The organism is Enterobacter sp. BRE11 (genome assembly GCF_031844285.1).
Lineage (GTDB): Bacteria > Pseudomonadota > Gammaproteobacteria > Enterobacterales > Enterobacteriaceae > Pantoea.
In genome coordinates, this window is record NZ_JAUZUX010000008.1 from 201,202 (window position 1) to 224,257 (window position 23,056).

At 57.2% G+C, this 23,056-nt stretch carries 21 protein-coding genes; 9 read left to right on the forward strand and 12 right to left on the reverse strand.

All coding sequences use genetic code 11. The features are described 5' to 3' along the window. Positions 1 to 19 precede the first annotated feature (19 nt). Together Q9R34_RS10650 and Q9R34_RS10655 are read left to right on the forward strand one after the other, a co-directional pair. The gene (locus Q9R34_RS10650) at positions 20 to 1,405 is read left to right on the forward strand and encodes a nucleobase:cation symporter-2 family protein (RefSeq protein WP_485893532.1); all 1,386 of its coding nucleotides are present in this window, start codon (positions 20 to 22) and stop codon (positions 1,403 to 1,405) included. 120 nt (positions 1,406 to 1,525) lie between these two features. Then, entirely contained in the window at positions 1,526 to 3,205 is a 1,680-nt protein-coding gene (locus tag Q9R34_RS10655; RefSeq protein WP_485893534.1) for an AsmA family protein, read from the forward strand. A gap of 35 nt (positions 3,206 to 3,240) precedes the next feature. Here the strand turns inward: Q9R34_RS10655 and fabY are convergent, their stop codons facing one another. The 5 genes from fabY to typA form a co-directional block, all read right to left on the reverse strand. Next, on the reverse strand, positions 3,241 to 4,188 hold the full coding sequence (gene fabY, locus Q9R34_RS10660) for a fatty acid biosynthesis protein FabY (RefSeq protein WP_033754253.1): 948 nt from the start codon (positions 4,186 to 4,188) through the stop codon (positions 3,241 to 3,243). Positions 4,189 to 4,247: 59 nt separating this feature from the next. Next, positions 4,248 to 4,685: a D-aminoacyl-tRNA deacylase gene (dtd, locus tag Q9R34_RS10665; RefSeq protein WP_485893537.1), complete on the reverse strand. Its 438-nt coding sequence runs from the start codon at positions 4,683 to 4,685 to the stop codon at positions 4,248 to 4,250. Then, positions 4,682 to 5,551: a virulence factor BrkB family protein gene (locus Q9R34_RS10670; protein WP_485893560.1), complete on the reverse strand. Its 870-nt coding sequence runs from the start codon at positions 5,549 to 5,551 to the stop codon at positions 4,682 to 4,684. Before Q9R34_RS10670 ends, dtd begins: the two co-directional genes overlap by 4 nt. A gap of 3 nt (positions 5,552 to 5,554) precedes the next feature. Then, positions 5,555 to 6,151, reverse strand: coding sequence for a glucose-1-phosphatase (yihX, locus tag Q9R34_RS10675; protein ID WP_485893539.1), 597 nt, complete (start codon positions 6,149 to 6,151; stop codon positions 5,555 to 5,557). Positions 6,152 to 6,371: 220 nt separating this feature from the next. After that, complete coding sequence (typA, locus tag Q9R34_RS10680; RefSeq protein WP_434126485.1) at positions 6,372 to 8,192, reverse strand: ribosome-dependent GTPase TypA; 1,821 nt, start codon at positions 8,190 to 8,192, stop codon at positions 6,372 to 6,374. Positions 8,193 to 8,627: 435 nt separating this feature from the next. Here typA and glnA point away from each other — a divergent pair, with 435 nt between their 5' ends. From glnA to Q9R34_RS10700, 4 genes are all read left to right on the forward strand, one after another. Next, positions 8,628 to 10,037: a glutamate--ammonia ligase gene (gene glnA / locus Q9R34_RS10685; RefSeq protein WP_371244677.1), complete on the forward strand. Its 1,410-nt coding sequence runs from the start codon at positions 8,628 to 8,630 to the stop codon at positions 10,035 to 10,037. 221 nt (positions 10,038 to 10,258) lie between these two features. Continuing rightward, entirely contained in the window at positions 10,259 to 11,308 is a 1,050-nt protein-coding gene (gene glnL / locus Q9R34_RS10690) for a nitrogen regulation protein NR(II) (protein WP_434126489.1), read from the forward strand. Between the two features lie 7 nt (positions 11,309 to 11,315). Continuing rightward, positions 11,316 to 12,725, forward strand: a complete 1,410-nt coding sequence (gene glnG, locus Q9R34_RS10695; protein ID WP_033792920.1) for a nitrogen regulation protein NR(I) — start codon at positions 11,316 to 11,318, stop codon at positions 12,723 to 12,725. A 102-nt stretch (positions 12,726 to 12,827) separates the two neighbouring features. Next, positions 12,828 to 12,953 (forward strand): YshB family small membrane protein, encoded by a 126-nt coding sequence (locus Q9R34_RS10700; protein ID WP_143807603.1) that lies wholly within the window; start codon positions 12,828 to 12,830, stop codon positions 12,951 to 12,953. 23 nt (positions 12,954 to 12,976) lie between these two features. Here Q9R34_RS10700 and hemN read toward each other — a convergent pair whose 3' ends face one another. Both hemN and yihI read right to left on the reverse strand, forming a co-directional pair. Further along, on the reverse strand, positions 12,977 to 14,350 hold the full coding sequence (gene hemN / locus Q9R34_RS10705; protein ID WP_485893543.1) for an oxygen-independent coproporphyrinogen III oxidase: 1,374 nt from the start codon (positions 14,348 to 14,350) through the stop codon (positions 12,977 to 12,979). Positions 14,351 to 14,579: 229 nt separating this feature from the next. After that, positions 14,580 to 15,098, reverse strand: a complete 519-nt coding sequence (gene yihI / locus Q9R34_RS10710) for a Der GTPase-activating protein YihI (RefSeq protein WP_434126494.1) — start codon at positions 15,096 to 15,098, stop codon at positions 14,580 to 14,582. Positions 15,099 to 15,748: 650 nt separating this feature from the next. On the opposite strand from yihI, the gene yihA reads away from it, so the two are divergent. Continuing rightward, the gene (yihA, locus tag Q9R34_RS10715) at positions 15,749 to 16,381 is read left to right on the forward strand and encodes a ribosome biogenesis GTP-binding protein YihA/YsxC (protein WP_033754226.1); all 633 of its coding nucleotides are present in this window, start codon (positions 15,749 to 15,751) and stop codon (positions 16,379 to 16,381) included. Between the two features lie 70 nt (positions 16,382 to 16,451). Here yihA and spfP read toward each other — a convergent pair whose 3' ends face one another. The 5 genes from spfP to Q9R34_RS10740 form a co-directional block, all read right to left on the reverse strand. After that, the gene (gene spfP, locus Q9R34_RS10720; protein WP_071892919.1) at positions 16,452 to 16,499 is read right to left on the reverse strand and encodes a small protein SpfP; all 48 of its coding nucleotides are present in this window, start codon (positions 16,497 to 16,499) and stop codon (positions 16,452 to 16,454) included. Between the two features lie 272 nt (positions 16,500 to 16,771). Further along, positions 16,772 to 19,558 carry a DNA polymerase I gene (gene polA / locus Q9R34_RS10725; RefSeq protein WP_485893545.1) on the reverse strand — a complete coding sequence of 929 codons (2,787 nt, stop codon included), beginning with the start codon at positions 19,556 to 19,558 and terminating at the stop codon, positions 16,772 to 16,774. A 375-nt stretch (positions 19,559 to 19,933) separates the two neighbouring features. After that, positions 19,934 to 20,563 carry a thiol:disulfide interchange protein DsbA gene (gene dsbA / locus Q9R34_RS10730; protein WP_434126500.1) on the reverse strand — a complete coding sequence of 210 codons (630 nt, stop codon included), beginning with the start codon at positions 20,561 to 20,563 and terminating at the stop codon, positions 19,934 to 19,936. Between the two features lie 27 nt (positions 20,564 to 20,590). Then, on the reverse strand, positions 20,591 to 21,574 hold the full coding sequence (locus tag Q9R34_RS10735) for a serine/threonine protein kinase (RefSeq protein ID WP_485893547.1): 984 nt from the start codon (positions 21,572 to 21,574) through the stop codon (positions 20,591 to 20,593). Positions 21,575 to 21,619: 45 nt separating this feature from the next. Further along, positions 21,620 to 21,895 carry a YihD family protein gene (locus Q9R34_RS10740; protein WP_033754214.1) on the reverse strand — a complete coding sequence of 92 codons (276 nt, stop codon included), beginning with the start codon at positions 21,893 to 21,895 and terminating at the stop codon, positions 21,620 to 21,622. 52 nt (positions 21,896 to 21,947) lie between these two features. Here Q9R34_RS10740 and mobA point away from each other — a divergent pair, with 52 nt between their 5' ends. Continuing rightward, positions 21,948 to 22,517 (forward strand): molybdenum cofactor guanylyltransferase MobA, encoded by a 570-nt coding sequence (gene mobA / locus Q9R34_RS10745; protein ID WP_485893550.1) that lies wholly within the window; start codon positions 21,948 to 21,950, stop codon positions 22,515 to 22,517. Further along, on the forward strand, positions 22,514 to 23,017 hold the full coding sequence (gene mobB, locus Q9R34_RS10750) for a molybdopterin-guanine dinucleotide biosynthesis protein MobB (RefSeq protein WP_485893551.1): 504 nt from the start codon (positions 22,514 to 22,516) through the stop codon (positions 23,015 to 23,017). Before mobA ends, mobB begins: the two co-directional genes overlap by 4 nt. Positions 23,018 to 23,056: the final 39 nt, after the last annotated feature.

Consider the following 23,056-nt stretch of genomic DNA (forward strand, 5'->3'; position numbering starts at 1 on the left):
CAGACCGGGAAGCCACTTTATGTCCGTTAATCAACCAGACGTCACACACCCGACATCGACGCCGCCGCGCCAGAGCGAACTGATTTACCGTCTTGAGGATCGTCCGCCGCTGCCGCAAACGCTGTTTGCCGCCGGTCAGCATCTGCTGGCGATGTTTGTGGCGGTCATCACGCCCGCGCTGCTGATTTGTCAGGCGCTGGGCCTGCCTGCGCAGGATACGCAGCACATTATCAGCATGTCGCTGTTCGCCTCCGGCGTCGCCTCGCTACTGCAGATTAAAACCTGGGGCCCGATTGGCTCGGGCCTGCTGTCGATTCAGGGCACCAGCTTCAACTTTGTCACGCCCCTGATTATGGGCGGCATGGCGCTGAAAAACGGCGGCGCCGACGTGCCGACCATGATGGCGGCGCTGTTCGGCACGCTGATGTTGGCCTCCTGTACTGAAATGGTGCTGTCGCGCGTTCTACACCTGGCGCGCCGCATTATCACTCCGCTGGTCTCCGGCATTGTAGTGATGATTATCGGCCTGTCGCTGATTCAGGTCGGCCTGACCTCTATTGGCGGCGGCTTCGCCGCAATGAACGATCACAGCTTCGGCGCGCCGAAAAACCTGCTGCTGGCGGGCGTGGTGCTGGCGGTGATCATCGTGCTCAACCGTCAGCGCAATCCTTACCTGCGCGTCGCGTCGCTGGTTATCGCCATGGCGATCGGCTATCTCGCCGCCTGGCTGATGGATATGCTGCCGCCAACCGCCGCGCCGACCAGCCAGCCGCTGGTCGCAGTGCCGACGCCCCTCTATTATGGGCTGGGCTTCGACTGGAACCTGCTGGTGCCGCTGATGCTGGTGTTTATGGTCACCTCACTGGAGACGATCGGCGATATTACCGCGACCTCGGATGTTTCAGAGCAGCCGGTGAGCGGTCCGCTCTATATGCAGCGTCTGAAAGGCGGGGTGCTGGCGAACGGGCTGAACTCATTTGTCTCCGCGCTGTTTAATACCTTTCCCAACTCCTGTTTTGGCCAGAACAACGGCGTTATCCAGCTGACCGGCGTCGCCAGCCGCTACGTCGGCTTTGTGGTCGCGCTAATGCTGATCGTGCTGGGTCTGTTTCCAGCGGTGAGCGGTTTTGTGCAGCATATTCCGGAACCGGTGCTGGGTGGCGCGACCATCGTCATGTTCGGCACCATCGCCGCCTCCGGCGTACGCATCGTGTCGCGCGAGCCGCTGAACCGCCGTGCGATTATGATTATCGCGCTGTCGCTTGCGGTCGGGCTGGGCGTATCACAGCAGCCGCTGATCCTGCAGTTCGCGCCAGACTGGCTGAAGACCCTGCTCTCTTCCGGCATCGCCGCAGGCGGCATCACCGCCATCGTGCTGAACCTGATCTTTCCGCAGGAAAAGTAACCTCTCCGGCGGGCGGCGGCCCGCCTCTGCTATTTATTCGTATTTACATCCAGGCTGTTGAGCTACAACGGTAATTCAGGCATAACAAGCACTGACCGGAAAGATGGCGGGATGGATACAATGAAATTTCTTGGAAAATTTTTTCTTACGGTACTATTGCTGCTGGTGCTGACCCTGGTGGTGATCTACGTTCTGCTGCAGACGCAGTGGGGCGCAGGCTGGTTCAGCCGCTACGTGAGCGATAAAACGGCCTGGCATCTCTCCATCAGTAAGATAGAGCACAACTTTTCCTCGCCTTCGCACATCATTCTCGACAACGTTACCTTTGGTCATGACGGCCAGCCAGCCGCCGTGGTGGCGAAGCGCGTCGATCTCGGATTCGCGCTGCTGCAGTTCAGCGATCCGCTGCACTTCGGCAGCATCGAGCTGCGCGACGGCGCGGTGAATCTGGCAAACCTGACGCCTGGCGACGCGCTGCCTTTCCAGGCAGGACGTCTGCAGCTGAATAATATGCGCATAGACAGTCCAGACTCGCCGCTTCCGCTTACGGCTCAGCGGGTAAACGGCGGCGTTATGCCATGGAAACCCACGGCGAAGAGCATGCTGGGCAGTGATGCGCAGTTTCAGATGAGCGCTGGCGGCCTGACGCTGAACAAGGTGTCGGGCGCTAACGTCCTGATTCAGGGCAGCGTAGCGCAGGGTCGCATGCTCTTCAGCAACGTCGGCGCCGATCTGGCGCGCGGTTCGATGACCGGCAGCGCCGAGCGCGACGCGCAGGGCAACTGGCTGATCCACCAGCTTCGCCTCAACGATATTCGCCTGCAAACCGCCCAGAGCCTGACGGACTTCCTGCGGCCAATTCAGGCGCTGCCTTCCGTTACCATTAATCGTCTGGATATGACCGATGCGCGCCTGCAGGGTCCGGACTGGGCGGTTACCGATCTCGATCTGACGCTGAAAAACCTGACCTGGCAAGGCGATGACTGGCGCAGCGACGACGGTTCGATCGCGCTGAACGCCAGCAACTTTATCAACGGACGCTTTGAGCTTAACGATCCGATCCTCAATCTCGACCTGTCGCCGCAGGGTATCGCGTTGACCCAGTTTAGCTCGCGCTGGGCCAATGGCGTGATCCGCGCCGACGGCCGCTGGAGCCGCAGCGACAAGCGCCTGACGCTGAATAATCTGGCGGTCGCCGGACTGGAATATACGCTGCCGGAAACGTGGCGCGATCGCTGGCAGGCGGCGCTGCTGACCTGGCTCGATTCGCTGGAGGTGCGACGCTTCACCTCTAATCGCAACCTGATCATCGATATCAATCCGGCGTTTCCGTTTCAGATGACCTCGCTGGAGGGCAGCGGCGAAAATCTGCTGCTGGCGCGTCAGCATCAGTGGGGGATCTGGTCAGGCAAGCTGAGTCTTAACGCCGCCGAGGCGACATTTAACCGCGTCGACTTGCGCCATCCGTCGCTCTCTCTTATCGCCGACGATCGGCAGATCCAGGTGACAGAGATGAGCGCTTTTAGCGGTAATGGACTGCTGGAAGGATCGGCCAGCGTCGGCCAGCAGCCAGATCGGCCGGTGGCGCTGACGCTGAAAGGCCAGGCGGTGCCCGCAGGGATACTGCAAAACTGGGGCTGGCCTGCGCTGCCCGCGAGCGGCCCGAGCAATTTTCAGCTTCAGCTCAACGCCTCGCTCAAGGCGAACGCGCCGTTGAAATCCTCGGCGAGCGGCTCGCTCTCGCTGCGTACCGACACGCAGCAGGTTGAGCAGCAGATGCAGGCGGGCGAAGTCAGATAAAGAGTGCACCAGGGCCGCATATCAGCCCTAGTGATTTAGTTGATGCGCGCGCCGGACCCGCCCTCTTCCAGCGGCTCGTCGGGATCGGCGGGCAGCACGATATAGACCCCTTCAAATACCGCGCCCGGCTCCTCATTGCCATACAGCTCGACTTCAAGGCGCACGCGCGCTTTGCGTCCGCGCGCCAGGCGATCCAGATCGCCGCTCATCGAACCGATATCGGCAATTGCACCGGGACGTCCGGCGATCGGCTTGCTGTAGCGAATATGGGCGTCCGCCAGGATGATAGTGCCGCCAAGATGGCGCTCGCGCAGCAGCAGCCAGATTAACCCCCAGCCGGTCAGGGTCGCCAGCGAGAAGAGGCTGCCGGCAAACAGGGTGTGGTGCGGGTTCTGGTTGCCGGTTTCCGGCATGGTGGTGATAAATTTTTGCCCGGTGAACTGCAAAATGCGCACGCCCATCTTCTCGCTGAGCGGAATATTGTCGTACCAGGCCTGCTGCAGCTGGCCGCACCAGTCAGCGCGATGCAGAATATCGTCCAGCGTTACCACCGGCTTAATCATCAGGAAGTGGCGCACCGGCGTGGTCTGCGGCGCGGTGATCTCTCCCTGATTGAGGTAGCCCAGCTTGGCGAAGAACTCGACCGCGTCTTCGCGCGCGGCGCAGGTTACGCGCTTCACGCCTTCCTGCCGCGCCACCGATTCCAGCGTCATCGCCACCAGCGTGCCCAGCCCTTTCCCCTGCACCGACGGATGCACGGCAAGGAAGCGAATCGAGGCTTCGTTATCGGCATTGATATAGAGACGTCCGGCGGCCACCGGCTGACCGTGCTCGTCCACCACCATCTGATGATGCGCCAGCGCGTCCCAGCCGTCCCGCTCGGAGCCCTGCGGCTGGCGCAGCGGCTTGCGTAACATTTCCCAGCGGAACTGGTAGTACATATCCAGCTCTTCCGCCGTTTGCGGTACCCGAAGATGATACATAAAGTGGTTCTCTCGTTCAGAGCTTGCGTGGCCAGTCCCGTGCCGCTCAGCTGCCAGACTCACACCTGCAACCAGAAGGTAACGGGGCCATCGTTGACCAGCGCGACCTGCATATCGGCGGCGAAGCGGCCGTTGGCGGTGGTTACGCCCTGGCGACGACAGCAGTCGCTGAAATAGTCATACAGGCGGTTTGCTTCAGCGGGCGCCGCGCCGCCGGAAAAAGAGGGACGCATGCCTTTTTGCGTATCCGCCGCCAGCGTAAACTGCGACACCACCAGCACACTGCCGCCCGCCTGCTGGACGCTCAGGTTCATTTTTCCCTGCTCGTCGCTGAAAATGCGATAGCCCAGCACTTTTTCAGCCAGCCGTTCGGCGCGCTTCTCATCGTCCTCTTTTTCTACGCCTAACAGCACCAGCAGGCCAGGCCCGATTTCGCCTACCACCGCGCGATCCACGCTAACGCTGGCGCTAAGTACTCGTTGAATCAACGCAATCATGCAACCTCTCGTTCTTTTTCGCCTTCCTGGTGTTTTAGCTGGCGATAATCGTCCAGCGTCGCGGTAATTTCCGCGCCTAACAACACAATACACCAGGTCCAGTAGACCCAGAGAAACAGGATTGGAATAACTGCCAGCACGCCATAAATCAGCTGGTATGAAGGAAACATCGTAACATAGAGGGCAAAGCCCTTTTTACCCAGTTCGAACAGCGCGCCCGCCACCAGCGCGCCGATCAAGGCGTCGCGCGACGGCACGTTACGCGTCGGCACGATGCTGTAAAGCAGCCAGAACGTGAGCCAGGAGAGCAGCAAGGGGAAGACTCTCAGCACCTGATCGATCACGCCGTAGACGCCGCTGGCGCTTATCCAGCGCAGCGAGAGCAGATAAGAGCTGATCGCCAGACTGGCGCCGGCCAGCAGCGGCCCCAGCGTCAGGATCATCCAGTAGACAGCGAAAGAGTAAACCAGCGGGCGCTTTTTATGGCTGCGCCAGATGGTGTTGAGCGCGGTATCGACCGAATGCATCAGCAGCAGCGCGGTGACAATCAATCCTATCGCGCCCAGCGCCGTCATACGGTGCACGTTGGCCACGAACTGATTCAGATAGCGCTCCACCACGTTGCCGGTCGCTGGCACAAAGTTGGCAAAGATGAAATTTTTCAGCTGAACGCTGACTTCCGAAAAGACCGGAAACGCGGAGAACAGCGCGAAGACCACGGCGATCAGCGGCACCAGCGCCAGCAGCGAGACAAAGGCCAGATTGCCGGCCTGCGTCGTCATGTTGTCCTGGTCGATGCGTTTCCACAGCAGCCTGAGCCACAGCCAGAGCGCGTGGCAGGTCGAAATAAAAGGGCGCGACGTCATCATTCAGCGATGGCTTGCCAGCCAGGTCGGCACGGTTTTGCTGTCGGTGACCAGTACGCTTCTGATGCCAAGCGCCTCCGCGCCTGCAATATTATCCGCGTTATCGTCAAAGAAGATCGCCTGATCGGCGCGATAACCCTCCTGCTGCAGCACGTGCTCAAAGATACGTGCCTCAGGCTTACGCATGCCCAACTCCTGCGACAGATAGATGGCGTCCGCCGCGGCGCGCACGTCCGGATACTGCGTCGGCCAGAATTCGGTGTGCAGCTTGTTGGTATTGGAGAGGATCACCACGCGATGCCCGTCGGCGCGGAGCTGATTCATCAGCGCCAGCGTATCGGCACGCGCGCCCATAAATACCGCCTGCCAGCCCGCCACGAACTGCTCATAGCTCAGCGCAATGTCGAGCCGCTCGCACAGCTCTGCGGCGAAATGTTCGTCGCTGATCTCGCCGCGCTCGTGCTGCTCAAACGCCTCATCCATCTGGAAGCGGCTTTGCAGCAGCGCCAGCGGAACGCGGCCGAGGTCACTCCAGACGCCCAGCACGCGATTGAAGTCGATATCAATAATCACATTGCCTAAATCAAAAATGTACAACATGCCGTTACTCCTCTGGTTCCCTGGATCATTCACTCTAGCGGCAAAATTAGGGGCTGAACAGGTAACAGGCAGGAGAAAATCCGTTATTGAAGCTGGCGCAGGCCAACTTCAGGCGCATGGTTGACGGACGGCGCCGTCGCAGCGGGATAACGCGCATCAGACAGAGGACAGGAATAAAAAAAGCCCCGCTAAGCGGGGCTTTTTATCAGAGCGAAACGTCTTACTCTTTCGGACCGCGCGACGCGCGTTTGCGGTCGTTTTCGGTCAGGTGACGTTTACGGATACGCACCGACTGCGGGGTAACTTCAACCAGCTCGTCGTCATCGATGAATTCGATGGCCTGCTCAAGGGTCATCTTCACCGGCGGCACCAGCGTGGTTGCTTCATCCGTACCGGAAGCACGCATGTTGGTCAGCTTCTTACCGGTCAGGCAGTTAACGGTCAGGTCGTTTGAGCGGCTGTGAATACCGATGATCTGGCCTTCATAGACTTCCGCGCCGTGGCCCAGGAACAGCTTGCCGCGATCCTGCAGACCGAACAGGGCGAAGGCAACCGCTTTGCCCTGGCCGTTAGAGATCAGCACGCCGTTCTGACGCTGGCCCACTTCGCCCGGACGAATGTCGTCGTAGTGGCTGAAGGTGGAATAGAGCAGACCGGTACCCGAAGTCATGGTCATGAATTCGTTACGGAAGCCGATCAGCCCACGGCTTGGGATCACGTAGTCAAGACGTACGCGGCCTTTGCCATCCGGATCCATGTTTTTCAGATCGCCTTTACGCTCGCCCATGGCTTGCATGACCGCGCCCTGATTGTTCTCTTCGATATCCAGCGTGACGTTCTCGAACGGCTCTTGTTTACGGCCGTCGATTTCACGGAAGATAACTTTCGGACGGGAAACCGCCAGTTCGAAGCCTTCGCGACGCATGTTTTCGATCAGCACCGACAGGTGCAGTTCGCCACGGCCCGATACGCGGAACGCGTCCGCATCTTCTGTTTCTTCTACGCGCAGCGCAACGTTGTGCACCAGCTCTTTGTTCAGGCGCTCAAGGATCTGACGCGACGTCACATACTTGCCTTCCTGACCGCAGAACGGCGAAGTGTTGACGTTGAAGAACATGGTCACCGTCGGTTCGTCGACGCTCAGCGCCGGCAGCGCCTCTACATTCTGCGGATCGCAAATGGTATCGGAGATGTTCAGCTCGCCCAGACCGGTGATTGCAACGATGTCGCCCGCTTCCGCCAGGTCAGTATCGATACGCTCCAGGCCCAGGTGGCCCAGCACTTTACCGACTTTACCGTTGCGCGTTTTGCCTTCGCTGTCGATAACGGTAACCTGCTGGTTCGGCTTGATTTTACCGCGCTTGATGCGGCCGATGCCGATCACGCCCAGGTAGTTGTTGTAGTCCAGCTGCGAGATCTGCATCTGCAGCGGCGCGTCAACTTCCACCTTCGGCGGAGAAACATGCTCAACGATCGCCTGGTACAGCGGGGTCATATCTTCAGCCATGTCGGTGTGATCCAGACCGGCGATGCCCTGCAGCGCAGATGCGTAAATGATCGGGAAATCAAGCTGCTCGTCGGTAGCGTCCAGATTGACGAACAGGTCGAATACCTGGTCAACAACCCAGTCAGGACGCGCGCCCGGACGGTCAATCTTGTTGATAACGACGATCGGCTTCAAACCATGGGCAAAGGCTTTTTTGGTCACGAAGCGAGTTTGCGGCATAGGGCCATCCATCGCATCGACAACCAGCAGCACCGAATCAACCATGGACATGACGCGCTCTACCTCACCGCCAAAGTCGGCGTGTCCTGGGGTATCAACGATGTTGATACGGTAGTCATTCCATTTGATAGCGGTGTTTTTAGCGAGGATGGTAATTCCACGCTCTTTCTCCAAATCGTTGGAGTCCATCACGCGCTCAGTCGCTTCGGTACGCGCGTCAAAGGTACCGGACTGTTGCAGCAGCTTATCAACCAGGGTGGTCTTACCATGGTCGACGTGCGCGATGATGGCGATGTTACGCAAATTTTCGATCACAACTTTGCCTCAGGCATTAGAAATAGCGCGCTATTGTACACGGATTAAGCGGGATACTGAACACGATCACACTTTTCACCTGAAGTTTATTGCACTGACGGAAATTTGCGCTGGATGCGGTGCACTTAATGCACTAAGTTGGAGGCTTGCACCATTTTAGTGCCACTAAAAGGCGGGCAAGCACAACTTTGGTGCAAATTTGCCACGCTGGTGCAGCGCGCTGGCAACAAAAGGGTGCGCACAGGCGGGGTTTAGCCGCAAAAAAGAAAGTTGGCACAGAATTCGCTTTATCTCTTATAAGCGAAAACAGCAGTTGCACAACGGTTGCAGAGCTTGCCGAGATCGGTTGGTTGGGGATGGCGGTCGGACACTTCAGGTTTCAGACGACGCAGCCACTCACCACGATGACAATGACCATTTCCAGGAGAGTTGAGTATGTCCGCTGAACACGTTCTCTCGATGATGAACGAGCACGAAGTTAAGTTTGTTGACCTGCGTTTTACCGATACCAAAGGTAAAGAACAGCACGTTACTATCCCTGCTCACCAGGTTAACGCTGACTTCTTCGAAGAAGGCAAAATGTTTGATGGCTCCTCTATCGGCGGCTGGAAAGGCATTAACGAATCAGACATGGTGCTGATGCCGGACGCGACCACCGCCGTTCTGGATCCGTTCTTCGAAGACCCGACGCTGATCATCCGTTGTGACATCCTCGAGCCAGGCACCATGCAGGGCTACGATCGCGACCCGCGCTCTATCGCTAAACGCGCTGAAGAGTATCTGCGCTCATCAGGCATCGCCGACACCGTGCTGTTTGGACCGGAGCCGGAATTCTTCCTGTTCGACGACATTCGCTTCGGCTCTTCAACTTCCGGCTCGCACGTCGCTATCGACGATATCGAAGCGGCCTGGAACACCGGCAAAGAGTACGAAGGCGGCAACAAAGGCCACCGTCCGGGCCTGAAAGGCGGCTATTTCCCGGTTCCGCCGGTTGACTCCTCACAGGATATCCGCTCCGCTATGTGTCTGACCATGGAGCAGATGGGCCTGGTGGTTGAAGCACATCACCATGAAGTGGCAACGGCTGGTCAGAACGAAGTGGCGACCCGCTTCAACACCATGACCAAGAAAGCGGACGAAATTCAGATTTATAAATATGTGGTGCACAACGTTGCGCACGCCTACGGCAAAACCGCGACCTTTATGCCGAAGCCGATGTTTGGCGACAACGGTTCAGGTATGCACTGCCATATGTCGCTCTCTAAAGGCGGCGTGAACCTGTTCGCTGGCGACAAGTACGGCGGCCTGTCTGAAACCGCGCTGTTCTACATCGGCGGTATCATCAAGCACGCGAAAGCGATCAATGCTCTGGCGAACCCGACCACTAACTCCTACAAGCGTCTGGTGCCTGGCTACGAAGCGCCGGTTATGCTGGCTTACTCTGCCCGTAACCGCTCCGCCTCTATCCGTATTCCGGTTGTCGCCAGCCCGAAAGCCCGCCGTATCGAAGCGCGCTTCCCGGATCCGGCCGCTAACCCGTACCTGGCGTTCACCGCGCTGCTGATGGCTGGCCTGGACGGCGTGATCAATAAGATCCACCCGGGCGATGCAATGGACAAGAACCTGTACGATCTGCCGCCGGAAGAAGAAGCGGAGATTCCAAAAGTAGCGGGTTCGCTGGAAGAAGCGCTGAACGCACTGAACGAAGATCGCGAGTTCCTGACCCGCGGCGGCGTGTTCACCGACGACGCCATCGATGCCTACATCGAACTGCGTAAAGTCGAAAATGACCGTATCCGCATGACGCCGCACCCGGTTGAGTTCGAACTTTACTACAGCGTTTAATCTTTATTCTGCACCGGTCGCGTTGCCGCCTCAGGCGGCAACAGGATAGTTCCCGGGGCTGCTAACGCAGCGGCGACGCGCAGGGCGCAGAAGATTTTTGTTGCCGTGGAAACTTTAGCCCATCTCCGGATGGGCTTTTTTCGCCGCGAAATCATCGTTCAGCCGTCTGAAAACAGGCGCGGAAGAGTATAATGCACTAAATCAGTGCAGAGGAACGCTGTATGGCAACTGGCTCCCTGCCCGACGCGGGGCAAATTCTCAACTCCCTGATAAACAGTATTCTGCTGGTGGACGACGATCTGGTCATCCACTACGCCAATCCGGCGGCGCAGCAGTTACTGGCGCAAAGCTCACGCAAACTGTTCGGCACGCCGCTGCCCGATCTGACCGGCTATTTTTCACTGAATATTGAAGTGATGCGCGAGAGTCTGGAGGCTGGCCAGGGCTTTACCGACAGCGAAGTGACGCTGGTGGTCGACGGCCGCGCGCACGTGATGGCGCTGACGGCGCAACGGCTGCCGGACGGTTTTATTCTGCTGGAGATGGCGCCGATGGATAATCAACGCCGTCTCAGCCAGGAGCAGCTTCAGCATGCGCAGCAGGTGGCGGCGCGCGATCTGGTGCGAGGACTCGCACACGAAATTAAAAATCCGCTGGGCGGACTTCGCGGCGCGGCGCAGCTGCTGTCGCGCGCGCTGCCCGACCCGTCGCTGAACGAATATACCAAAGTCATTATCGAGCAGGCGGACCGCCTGCGTAATCTGGTGGATCGTCTGCTCGGTCCGCAGCAGCCTGGCATGCATATCACGCAGAGCATTCACCAGGTGGCGGAGCGGGTAGTGAATCTGGTGTCGATGGAGCTGCCGGAGAATGTCTCGCTGGTGCGCGATTACGACCCCAGCCTGCCGGAGCTGCCGCACGATCCCGATCAGATTGAGCAGGTGTTGCTCAACGTGGTGCGTAACGCGCTGCAGGCGCTGGGCAACGAGGGCGGCACCATTATTTTACGCACCCGCACCGCCTTCCAGCTTACCCTGCACGGTACGCGCTATCGTCTGGTGGCACGCATTGACGTTGAGGATAATGGCCCGGGCATTCCGGCTCAGCTGCAGGATACCCTGTTCTATCCGATGGTGAGCGGACGCGAAGGCGGCACCGGCCTGGGTCTCTCTATCGCCCGTAGCCTGATTGATCAGCATTCAGGAAAAATTGAGTTTAACAGTTGGCCTGGACACACCGAATTTTCGGTTTATCTGCCTATTCGCCAGTGAGGTTTCTATGCAACGAGGGATAGTCTGGATCGTCGATGACGATAGCTCCATCCGCTGGGTGCTCGAACGCGCGCTTACTGGAGCCGGGTTAAGCTGCGCCACTTTCGACAGCGGCAATGAGGTGCTGGACGCGCTCTCGAGCAAAACCCCAGACGTTTTACTGTCAGATATTCGCATGCCGGGCATGGATGGACTGGCGCTGCTGAAACAGATTAAACAGCGTCATCCGATGCTGCCGGTCATCATTATGACGGCGCACTCCGATCTCGACGCGGCCGTCAGCGCTTATCAGCAAGGGGCCTTCGACTATCTGCCGAAACCCTTCGATATTGATGAGGCGGTAGCGCTGGTGGAGCGTGCCATTAGTCATTATCAGGAGCAGCAGCAGCCGCGCAATCAGCCGGTCAGCGGCCCCACCACCGATATCATCGGCGAAGCGCCGGCGATGCAGGATGTCTTCCGCATTATCGGCCGTTTGTCGCGCTCGTCGATCAGCGTGCTGATCAACGGCGAATCGGGAACCGGGAAAGAGCTGGTCGCGCATGCGCTGCATCGTCACAGCCCGCGTGCCAAGGCCCCTTTTATCGCTCTTAATATGGCCGCCATCCCGAAGGATTTGATCGAGTCGGAGCTGTTCGGTCATGAAAAAGGGGCGTTTACCGGCGCGAATCAGATTCGTCAGGGCCGTTTCGAGCAGGCGGATGGCGGCACGCTGTTTCTGGATGAGATCGGCGATATGCCGCTCGACGTGCAGACGCGTCTGCTGCGCGTGCTGGCCGACGGGCAGTTTTATCGCGTCGGCGGCTATGCGCCGGTTAAAGTTGACGTGCGCATTATTGCGGCCACGCACCAGAATCTCGAGCTGCGGGTGCAGGAGGGCAAATTCCGCGAGGATCTGTTCCACCGCCTGAACGTGATCCGCGTGCATCTGCCGCCGCTGCGCGAGCGCCGTGAAGATATTCCTCGCCTGGCACGCTATTTCCTGCAGGTGGCGGCCCGCGAACTGGGCGTCGAAGCGAAAATCCTCCATCCGGAAACCGAAGCGGCGCTGACGCGTCTGCACTGGTCCGGCAACGTGCGCCAGCTGGAGAACACCTGCCGCTGGCTGACGGTGATGGCGGCCGGCCAGGAGGTGCTGATTCAGGATCTGCCTCCTGAGCTGTTTGAGTCCAGCACGCCGGACAATCCGGTGCAGTCGCTGCCGGACAGCTGGGCAACTCTGCTGGCGCAGTGGGCCGACCGCGCGCTGCGTTCCGGTCATCAAAACCTGCTCTCCGAGGCGCAGCCGGAGATGGAGCGCACTCTGCTGACCACGGCTTTGCGTCATACGCAGGGACACAAGCAGGAGGCGGCAAGGCTGCTGGGCTGGGGACGTAATACCCTCACGCGCAAGCTGAAAGAGCTGGGTATGGAGTAACGAGCGAAGGGCAAGGCGACTTTTTACACAAAACCTCGCCTTGTCCCGCTTTACACGCCGATGCCGTTCAGTATCATACGGGCGGCTATCGGGAGATGAACGATGTTAGATTCCTTTCTTCACATGATTTCGCACAATGTCGCTGTTATCGGCAGTGCCCTCGGCCACTCGCCGCAGGCTGCCTTCGCGACCGTGCTGTGCGCCATCATGGTCAATCTGTTTAACTAAACTCCGCGCCAGCGCGTTTTGCCTTAAATCACGCGCGAAAACTGCTGCTGGCGCGCCTTCTGGCGCAGATACACGTCAAAGCACATGCAGATGTTGCGGATCAGTAAACGGCCTGCGCCGGTGACCTGCAAACCATCCGTGCGCCGTGCCACCAGACCATCGTCAATCAGTGGCTGCAACAGCGCTAAATCCTCGGCGAAATAGTCGCAGAAGCGAATCGCATGCTGCGCTTCAACGGCGCCAAAATCGAGCGAGAAGTTGCAAATTAGCTGCTTGATGACGTCGCGTCGCAGGCAATCGTCCGCGCTTAGCGCTACGCCGCGCCACAGCGCCTCGCCGCGCGACGCCACCGCGTCGTACCAGCGATTCAGCTCTTTCTCGTTCTGTGCGTAACTGTCGCCAATCATGCTGATGGCGGACACGCCTAGCCCCAGCAGATCGCTGTCGCCCTGAGTGGTATAGCCCTGGAAGTTGCGATGCAGCAAGCCAGCGCGCTGCGCCTGCGCCAGCTCGTCCTGCGGTTTCGCAAAGTGATCCATGCCGATAAAGTCATAGCCCTGTTGCGTCAGCGTCGCGATGGTCTGCTGCAGGATTTGCAGCTTCTGCTGCGCCGACGGCAACTCCTGCTCTTTGATTTTACGCTGCGCCGCAAAAAGCGTCGGCAGATGCGCATAGTTGAACACGCTCATGCGGTCCGGATTAAGCGCAATCACGCGCTGTAGGGTATAGGCGAAGCTCTCCGGCGTTTGCAGCGGCAAGCCGTAGATAAGATCGATGCTGGTAGAGTGAAAGCCCTGCTCGCGTGCCCGCGCCATCAGGGCAAAGATCGCCTCTTCATCCTGAACGCGATTTACGCGCTCCTGCACCGCTTTATTGAAATCCTGCACGCCCATGCTCAGCCGGTTAAAACCGAGCTGGCGCAGGTGCGAAATGGTATCGGGATCGATTTCGCGCGGATCGACCTCGATCGACATCTCCAGATCGTCCGCCAGGCTAAAGTGATCCCTCAATAATGCCACCAGCCGTGAAAGCTGGTCATGATTAAGAAAGGTCGGCGTGCCGCCGCCCCAGTGCAGCTGCGTGACGCGTCGGTCGCGGAACAGCGGCGCGCGCTGGCGAATCTCCTGTGCCAGCGCGTCAAGATAGCAGTCAGCTTTATGCAGCTGCCGCGTGACGACCTTATTGCAGCCGCAGAAATAGCAGAGCTTATGGCAGAACGGGATATGAACGTAGAGCGACAGCGGGCGCGCCGGATAGCGCGCCACGGCACGCAGAAAATCCGCCTCGCCGTAGCTGTCGCTGAATTCAAGCGCAGTCGGGTATGAGGTATAGCGCGGACCGGCGTAATTGTATTTTTCAATAAGCCGCTGGTCCCAGGAGACAGGTTGCAAAGACATGCTTACTCCTTCCGGTGACGTCTGAGAGAGGGTCGCGATGCAGAAGAGAGGAAAGGTGGGCGGGACGGAACCCGACGTAAACGTGACTTCAGACGCGACAGGCGGCGTAGTTTAGCCAATAACCAGATGAGATAACATGACAGCAGCAGCGCTAAAATTGATCCAGGCCAAAACATAACGATTTACCTGTCTGGCGCGGCATGCGCCTGCGCGCATGCCGATCAAAAACTCAGTTGCCTTTCAGCAGACGATACATATCTTCTTCAGCCTGCTCATCTTCCGCTTCGTCATCCATATCGATGCCGAGCTGTTCCATCAGTTCATCGATGCGGTCCAGAGTTTCATCCAGCCAGGCCTGTTCTTCCGCCGACAGCGTGTCGCCGTTTTCCATGCGATCCAGCAGCGCATCAAGACGCTCGCTGTTTTCCAGCTGCGCCAGCTCCTCTTCCGGGGTGAGACGCACTTTTTTCGCCACGGGCTTCGCCGCTTTTTTTACCGGCGCGCTCGCAACTGCACCATCCGCCACCAGCGGGATCGGCTTTTTGCTGCCGATGCGCGGATCTTTGGCTTTGTTTCCCTGAGCAGATTTTCCCGCGCTGGTAACAGGATTGGTACGGCTGCCGGAGGCGTTGCCGCGATGCTTTTTGTCACGCTTGCGATCGCGTGCGGCCTCGTTAAGTTCTTCGCGCGATTTGCGTTTTGTTTTACTTGCCGGTTTAGCGTGTGCGCCGCGTACAGGTTGCTTCATGATGTCAGGTCTCACTGTTTTTAATCAGTATCAGTATAACCCTCTCACTCCTGACGCTGCTTTTTTGTGGGCGATGCGCACCTTAACGTACGTATCCGCTTCTCAAGCTCGTCTGACAACAGAGGGGGACAGAATTGCGGCGAAATCTAGCAGAAAGCGGACAAAGAAAAAAGGCGACAGCCTAATGCTGTCGCCTTATTTCGCACCTTCCGCAGAAGGAATCATATTTTTATTCCCTTTTGGCTCGCAACGTCCCGGTCAATCCCGCGCCTGCTCAACTCCTGAGCGAATCCCTGTCCTTATCCGGCCTGTTATCCCTGACCGTCTCCTTTCCATTGCTCGCGGTCGTCCTGACGCTCCTGAGCACATCATCCTGATGGGTGCAGCCCCGCACTGCCCAATAATGTAGACCAACCTGCGGAACCCACAACCTGACATCAGGCTTTTTTGTGCATTTAAAGGTCTTATTACTCCCAAGCTCATGATTAAAGAGGTTTTTAATTTTTAAAATTTTTAGTAAAAACAGTCATCGCTGGCAGCTTTTATAGCTGATATCTTACAAAAGCCCACCGATCGATGCGCTCGGGCACTTTTGCGCCATAACGCGTATAATCAGCGCCAATGCCCGCATTCGTCTCTGGAGTTAAACTTTGTCTGCACTGAATTATCACGTAACCCATTTCATTCTCAGCGCCCCGGATATTCGTCACCTGCCAGCCGACACCGGTATTGAGGTCGCCTTCGCCGGGCGTTCCAACGCGGGGAAATCGAGCGCGCTGAACACGCTTACCAATCAAAAAAGCCTGGCGCGCACCAGTAAAACACCCGGACGCACGCAGCTAATCAACCTGTTTGAGGTTACTGAAGGCAAACGTCTGGTGGATTTGCCCGGCTACGGCTATGCGGAAGTCCCGGAAGAGATGAAGCGCAAATGGCAGCGTGCACTGGGTGAATATCTGCAAAAGCGCGAAGCGCTGAAAGGCCTGGTGGTATTGATGGATATTCGTCATCCGTTAAAAGATCTCGACCAGCAGATGATTCAGTGGGCGGTAGAGAGCGGCATCCCGGTGATGGTGTTGCTGACTAAGGCGGATAAACTCGCTTCCGGCGCGCGCAAAGCGCAGCTCAATATGGTACGCGAAGCGGCGCTGGCCTTTATGGGCGATGTGCAGGTGGAAATGTTCTCTTCCCTGAAAAAGATGGGCGTCGACAAGCTGCGTCAAAAACTGGACGTCTGGTTTAACGAACTGGCGCCCGCGCAAGATGACTCCGCCGAGGCGTAATGGCCTTGCGAAGCTGACCAAAAGCCCAATAAAAAACGCCCCAGTCATAAATGACTGGGGCGGCTAATATTCAGCCAAATCCGATTACGTGAAGTAAAAGGTCTGAAAGATAGAACATCTTACCTCTGTACCCTACGCCTCGAACTTTACCTGATTTTTTCTGACGCACAAAGGTTTTTTTGTAGTTAGCTTTCATCAAACGACATGATTTTTCATGTGTTCGTCACAAAATTCGCCTCTGCCTGTAGTTTAATTACCAGAAAAATGCTTAACCGATAAGCAGTTAGAACCTGCGTACTTTTAGCTGTGGCTGAATCGGTTAAACCGACTTTTTTCTTATGCCTGAAGCGACTGGCAACGAAGCGTCGTCGCCAGCCTGAGCGATCTCAATCAGTGTGCCTCGTCCCAGTTTTCGCCGACGCCGACTTCAACCTGCAGCGGCACGTCCAGCTTCATACTGCCTTCCATGAGTGCGCGGATCTGCTGGCTGGCGGACTCAACTTCATCGCCCTGCACTTCGAACACCAGTTCATCGTGAACCTGCATGATCATCCTGATCGCGCCGTCGTTGCGCTGCTGCAGCCAGTCATCCACCGCAATCATTGCTCGCTTAATGATATCGGCTGCCGTGCCCTGCATCGGCGCATTGATAGCCGCTCGTTCAGCCGCTTTACGGCGAATAGCGTTGCTGGAGTTGATGTCCGGCAGCCACAGGCGACGTCCGTCCAGGGTTTCGACGTAGCCTTTGCTGGCCGCCAGCTGGCGCGTATTTTCCATGTAGCGCAGCACGCCGGGATAGCGTTCGAAGTAGAGATCCATATAGCGCTTCGCTTCTCCTGCGCCGATATTGAGCTGACGCGACAGGCCAAACGCGCTCATGCCGTAAATCAGGCCGAAGTTAATCGCCTTCGCGCTGCGGCGCTGTTCGCCGCTCACTTTATCCAGCGCAACGCCGAAGACCTCTGCCGCGGTGGCGCGGTGAATATCCTCACCGTGCGCGAAGGCGTCCAGCAGACCTTTATCCTGCGAGAGGTGCGCCATGATGCGCAGCTCAATTTGCGAGTAGTCCGCCGCGACGATGCGGTTGCCTTTCCCGGCGATAAATGCCTGACGGATGCGACGGCCCTCGTCATTGCGTACCGGGATGTTCTGCAGGTTAGGATCGGTAGAGGAGAGACGCCCTGTCGCCGTTACCGCCTGGTGATAGGAGGTATGGACGCGGCCAGTGAGCGGATTGATCATCTGCGGTAGCTTGTCGGTGTAGGTAGACTTGAGCTTCGACAGGCCGCGATGTTCCAGAATAACTTTCGGCAGCGGATAATCGAGCGCCAGCTCCGCCAGCACCTCTTCACTGGTGGAAGGCGCCCCGCCCGGCGTTTTCTTAGTCGGTTTAATGCCCTGTTTTTCAAACAGGATGGTCTGCAGCTGCTTGGTAGACGACAGGTTAAACGGCTCGCCCGCCAGCTCGTGCGCCTTCTGCTCCAGCTCCGCCAGCCTGAGCGTCAGCTCTTTAGAATGCTGCGCCAGAATGCCCTGGTCGATCAGCACGCCGTTACGCTCGACGCGCGAGATCACCGTGACCAGCGGCATTTCGATCTCTTCGAAGACGTGCTTCGGGCCCGCCTCTTTTTCCAGCTCCGCCCACATTTTCAGGTGCAGCTGGAGCGTGACGTCGGCATCTTCCGCCGCGTAGTGCGCGGCCTGCTCCAGCGCGATTTGGTTGAACGTCAGCTGATTTTTTCCTTTGCCGGCGATCTCTTCGAAAGTCACGGTTTTATGGTTCAGCCAGCGCGCTGACAGGCTGTCCATGTCGTGTTTGCCCACCACGCTGTTAAGGATATAGGACTCCAGCATGGTATCGAACTTAATGCCGCCCAGTTCAATATCGTAGTTTTTCAGAACGCCGCGATCGTACTTCAGGTTCTGACCCACCTTCAGCGCGTTGCCATCTTCAAGAATCGGCTTAAGCTGCGCCAGCACCTCGCGGCGATCGAGCTGATCCGGCGCATCAAGATAGTCGTGGCCTACCGGCAGATAGGCGGCCTCGCCCGGCGCAACGGCCAGCGCGATACCGACGATGTTAGCGCTAAGCGTATCAAGCGAATCAGTTTCGAGATCAAATGCAAACAGATCGCTCTGTTTCAGCTTCTCCAGCCATGCGTCGAGCGTCGCCTGATCGAGAATGGTGACGTAACCGTCGGAGGCGAGCACGCTGGTCGCTTCTGGCTTAACCGGCGCTTCATCCGGCAGTGCCTGCTGCGCTTTCAGGTTGTTCTTTTTGCCCTGCAGCCATTTGCCGTCCTGCAGATCGGCCAGCCAGCGTTTGAATTCGTAACGACTGAACAACGCCTGCAGAGCGGCGACGTCCGGCTCGGCGACCGTCAGCTCACTACAGCTCAGCTCAAGCTCAACGTCGGTTTTGATAGTGGCCAGCTGATAAGAGAGAAAGGCGACCTCGCGGTTCTGCTCCAGCTTGGCCGCCATGGTTTTCGCGCCGCGGAAGGAGAGCTCCGCGACCTTATCCAGATTGTCATAAATCGACCGCATGCCGCCTAATCCCTGCAGCAGCGCCTGCGCGGTTTTTTCGCCAACGCCCGGCACGCCTGGAATGTTATCCGAGCTGTCGCCCATCATCGCCAGAAAGTCGATGATCAGCCCCGGCGGCACGCCATACTTTTGCTCGACCTCTTCAGGGCCGAGGATGGTATTGGTCATGGTGTTGATCAGGGTGATATTGGGCGTCACCAGCTGCGCCATATCTTTATCGCCGGTGCTAATCAGCACAGGACGGCCCTCTTTTTCCGCCTGCAGCGCCAGCGTACCGATCACGTCGTCCGCTTCGACGCCGCTTACCGCCAGCAGCGGCAGGCCCATCGCCTTCACCATCTCGTGCAACGGCGCGGTTTGTGCGCGCAGATCGTCCGGCATCGGCGGGCGATGCGACTTGTAGTGCTCGAACAACTCATCCCTGAAGGTTTTGCCCTTGGCGTCAAATACCACGGCAACGTGGCTTGGATTGTATTGCGCCAGCAGACTCTTCAACATGTTGAGCACGCCATACATCGCGCCGGTAGGCTCGCCTGCGCTATTGGTGAGCGGCGGAAACGCATGATAAGCGCGGTAAAGGTAGGATGAGCCATCAACCAGAATCAGGGGATTTTCTGCAATTTGCGCCATAAGTCTGTGTAATCTTCGTTGCCATGGGTTGGACTATAAGGATGCCACAGCTTGAGCAGAATGTTGAACGCAGGCCGCCCATGCTGCGATTTTTTCGCGCCTTTACGGTGCGGATCGCAAGGATCTTTCTGTGGATAACTTTGTGCGCAAAAATCATAACGCATTACGGCTAATGGTATAAAATGCCGACATGATTTGTAAAAGCAACTTAAATCAGTAACTTAAGTTATCACCGTGACAGGGTGTGCCTTTCTGCACAGGCAGTGGCTTATGTGGATATTAATCGGAAAGGATGCAGATGGACTATTTAGCTAAATAATTTCAATCATAAAAAAACGCCGACACTGTCGGCGTTTTCAGACGTAATGCGCGTTTTTATTTCTGGCTGACCAGGAATTTCACCACGTTGGCATATTCCGCGACAAAGTTATCCATGGAACTGGTGTCGAGACCGCCGTTATTGACCATATATTTGCCGTTGACGAACATCGCTGGCACGCCGCGCAGATCGACGTCAGAAGCGGCTTTTTGCTGTTGAGCAACCAGCGCTTTTACGGCAAAGCTGTTCCAGGCAGCATCATATTCCTGTGATGAGATGCCTGCCGCTTTAATAAAGGCTGCTTTCAGGCTGTCAGGATCGGTAATCGTCTGAGTTTTTTGAATACCGTCGAAGATGGGCGCCGTAACTTTATCCTCAACGCCTAGCGCCATTGCCACCGCCCAGGCATGCGTCACAACCGGGCCAAAATCGCCGCCCAAAAAGTCGACATGATATTTAACCACTTTGGTGTCTGCGGGCAGATTCTTTCTTACGGCCTCACCGACGTGGTAAACACGCTCAAACTGATAGCAGTGCGGGCAAAAGAAGGAGAAGAACTCCAGCACCTGCGGTTCGCCAGCGACGGGTTTCGGCAGGCTGACGTATTGCTGACCGTCGGTAAACTGGGCAGCAGAGGCGCTGAACGCCAGCACTAAACCAACCAGTGCAAACCAAATTTTCTTCATTGTGAAAAATTCTCCTGACTTCTCTATTTAAAATTGCGGGGTCAGCTGCAGCGGTGGTTCCTGCAACAGCTTCTCCTGCTCGGTAAATTGCGAAATCTGTCTGCGCCAGAAATCCTCATCCGTCATCCATGGAAACGCACGGGGAAAGGCCGGATCCTGCCAGCGGCGCGCAACCCAGGCCAGATAATAAACCATGCGCATAGCGCGTAAAGGCTCAATCAGTGACAATTCATTAATATCAAAATCGCTGAACTCAGTATAAGCCTCAAGCAGGATATCCCACTGAACGCGCTGCTCCTGCCGATCGCCGTTGATCAGCATCCAGAGATCCTGAACCGCTGGCCCGTTACGCGCATCGTCAAGATCGACGAAGAATGGCCCGTCTCGCCACAGAATATTGCCAGGATGACAATCGCCATGAAGACGCAGCGGCTGCCAGCTGTGATGCCAGCGCTGCTGCAAGGCGACACCAAGCTTATCTACAGCCTGCAACAGCGCTGCCTTCAGGGAAGCCGGCACCAGGACATTGCTCGCCAGTTCGGCGCGCGGCTGATGCAGATACTCCTCCAGGTCCATTGAGGGACGGTGTTCAAAGCGCTGCTTGCGACCGGTCTGGTGTATGCGGCCCAGAAAGCGGCCGACCCACTCCAGATGCTCATCATTGTCGGTTTCATACTGCCGACCGCCAAGGCCAGGAAACACGGTAAACATAAAGCCAGCATGGGTATGCAGCGTTTTTCCCTGCAGCATCAAAGGCGCGGCGACCGGCACCTCATCTGCCTGCAGATCGCGCGTGAAGCGATGCTCTTCTTCAATCTGCGCCGCGCTCCAGCGCTGCGGGCGATAAAACTTTACCACGTAGCGATGCCGGTCTTCATCACTGAACTGATAGACGCGGTTTTCATAGCTGTTAAGCGCGGTTAACCCAGACTCAATCCGAAGTCCGGTTTCCCATAGCGCATCAAGGATGGCGTCAGGATCAAGCGTCTCGAAATTAAAAGCGGCATCCATAGGATTATCCGTTACAGTCTCTACTGGAAGCCGCCAAGCATAGCATTAGTTATCATCCTTAATCACACCACGCGCGCGCAGCAGCGCAGTTTTAAAATCGGTTTCATAATCTTTTTGTCGACCGGGAATTTCCGCATACTTATCGGCGTTGCGCATTTTCAGATGGTAAATCAATACGTCATCGGTTAATTCACTTAATGGGCCACTGAATCCCGATTCCTGCGCCAGTTTTTGTAAAAACTGCGTCAGGTTAAGATCGGGCTCCTGTTGCCACGCAGGACGCAGCAGCTCAAGCAATTCATTCAGGCGATGGTATTTCATCTATTTGTCCTCATAACAGCGTTGTTATAAGCCTTCAAACAGGAGTATCGGCATGACAGCATTAACCGGCGTTATTCTGGCCGGCGGTCAGGGGCGTCGCATGGGCGGTCAGGATAAAGGGCTGGTGCTGTTTCGCGGCATCCCGCTTTATCAGCATGTTCTTCAACGGCTCAGGCCGCAAGTCGACATTGTCATGATAAGCGCCAACCGTAACCTTGATCGTTATCAGTCGAGCGGCTGTAGGGTGATCTCAGATACCTTGCCTGACTATCCGGGACCGCTGGCGGGCATGCTGAGCGGTTTGCAAACCGCACAAACGGAATGGGTGGCCTTCTGTTCCTGCGACACCCCCTTCGTGCCCGTTGATTACGTAAAGCAGCTACAACGACGTAAAGCAGAGGCGCCTGCCGTATGGGCGCGCTCGGCCGAGCGCGATCATCCCGCCCTGGCGCTGTTACATCGCAGCCTGGCGGAGCCGCTGGCTGATTATCTGCAGCGCGGAGAGCGGCGCCTGATGCAATTTTTACGCGAACAGGGGGGCCATGCAGTGACGATAAGCCAGGATGACGCCGCGTTTCGCAATGTGAACACGCCTGACGATCTTGAGGATAACGCGCTATGACGCTCCCGTTACTGGCTATCGCCGCCTGGAGTGGCACCGGAAAAACTACGCTTTTGCAACAGGTGATTCCGCAGCTGAAAGCGCGAGGCATTCGGCCCGGCCTGATAAAGCATACTCATCATCAGATGGAGATCGATACGCCGGGAAAAGACAGTTATCTGCTGCGAAAAGCAGGCGCCGATCAGGTTATTGTCGCCAGTTCACAGCGCTGGGCGCTGATGTGCGAGACGCCGGATGCCATGCTTGATTTGCGCTATCTGGTCAGCCGCATGGATGCAACGCTGCTGGATCTGGTGCTGGTAGAAGGATTCAAAGATGAGCCGGTGCCGAAAATTGCTTTGTGGCGGGCTGGCGTAAAAGGCGAGGACTTACCGCTGCTGGACGAGCACGTTATTGCTGTTGCCAGCGATAGCCGCTTTGATACAGATGTGCCCTTGCTGAATCTCAATCGTCCCGACGAGATTACCGGCTTTATCGTCGAATGGTTAGGCAGAGCGTAACCCGATCTGATGTGCTGAAGGAGAGATCTTTCAGCATAT

Excerpts from the sequence above, each read along its gene's own strand:
- Q9R34_RS10650 (WP_485893532.1), top strand. The coding sequence starts at position 20 with ATGTCCGTTAATCAACCAGACGTCACACACCCGACATCGACGCCGCCG.
- Q9R34_RS10655 (WP_485893534.1), top strand. The coding sequence starts at position 1,526 with ATGAAATTTCTTGGAAAATTTTTTCTTACGGTACTATTGCTGCTGGTG.
- fabY (WP_033754253.1), bottom strand. The coding sequence starts at position 4,188 with ATGTATCATCTTCGGGTACCGCAAACGGCGGAAGAGCTGGATATGTAC.
- dtd (WP_485893537.1), bottom strand. The coding sequence starts at position 4,685 with ATGATTGCGTTGATTCAACGAGTACTTAGCGCCAGCGTTAGCGTGGAT.
- Q9R34_RS10670 (WP_485893560.1), bottom strand. The coding sequence starts at position 5,551 with ATGACGTCGCGCCCTTTTATTTCGACCTGCCACGCGCTCTGGCTGTGG.
- yihX (WP_485893539.1), bottom strand. The coding sequence starts at position 6,151 with ATGTTGTACATTTTTGATTTAGGCAATGTGATTATTGATATCGACTTC.
- glnA (WP_371244677.1), top strand. The coding sequence starts at position 8,628 with ATGTCCGCTGAACACGTTCTCTCGATGATGAACGAGCACGAAGTTAAG.
- glnL (WP_434126489.1), top strand. The coding sequence starts at position 10,259 with ATGGCAACTGGCTCCCTGCCCGACGCGGGGCAAATTCTCAACTCCCTG.
- glnG (WP_033792920.1), top strand. The coding sequence starts at position 11,316 with ATGCAACGAGGGATAGTCTGGATCGTCGATGACGATAGCTCCATCCGC.
- Q9R34_RS10700 (WP_143807603.1), top strand. The coding sequence starts at position 12,828 with ATGTTAGATTCCTTTCTTCACATGATTTCGCACAATGTCGCTGTTATC.
- hemN (WP_485893543.1), bottom strand. The coding sequence starts at position 14,350 with ATGTCTTTGCAACCTGTCTCCTGGGACCAGCGGCTTATTGAAAAATAC.
- yihI (WP_434126494.1), bottom strand. The coding sequence starts at position 15,098 with ATGAAGCAACCTGTACGCGGCGCACACGCTAAACCGGCAAGTAAAACA.
- polA (WP_485893545.1), bottom strand. The coding sequence starts at position 19,558 with ATGGCGCAAATTGCAGAAAATCCCCTGATTCTGGTTGATGGCTCATCC.
- dsbA (WP_434126500.1), bottom strand. The coding sequence starts at position 20,563 with ATGAAGAAAATTTGGTTTGCACTGGTTGGTTTAGTGCTGGCGTTCAGC.
- Q9R34_RS10735 (WP_485893547.1), bottom strand. The coding sequence starts at position 21,574 with ATGGATGCCGCTTTTAATTTCGAGACGCTTGATCCTGACGCCATCCTT.
- Q9R34_RS10740 (WP_033754214.1), bottom strand. The coding sequence starts at position 21,895 with ATGAAATACCATCGCCTGAATGAATTGCTTGAGCTGCTGCGTCCTGCG.
- mobA (WP_485893550.1), top strand. The coding sequence starts at position 21,948 with ATGACAGCATTAACCGGCGTTATTCTGGCCGGCGGTCAGGGGCGTCGC.
- mobB (WP_485893551.1), top strand. The coding sequence starts at position 22,514 with ATGACGCTCCCGTTACTGGCTATCGCCGCCTGGAGTGGCACCGGAAAA.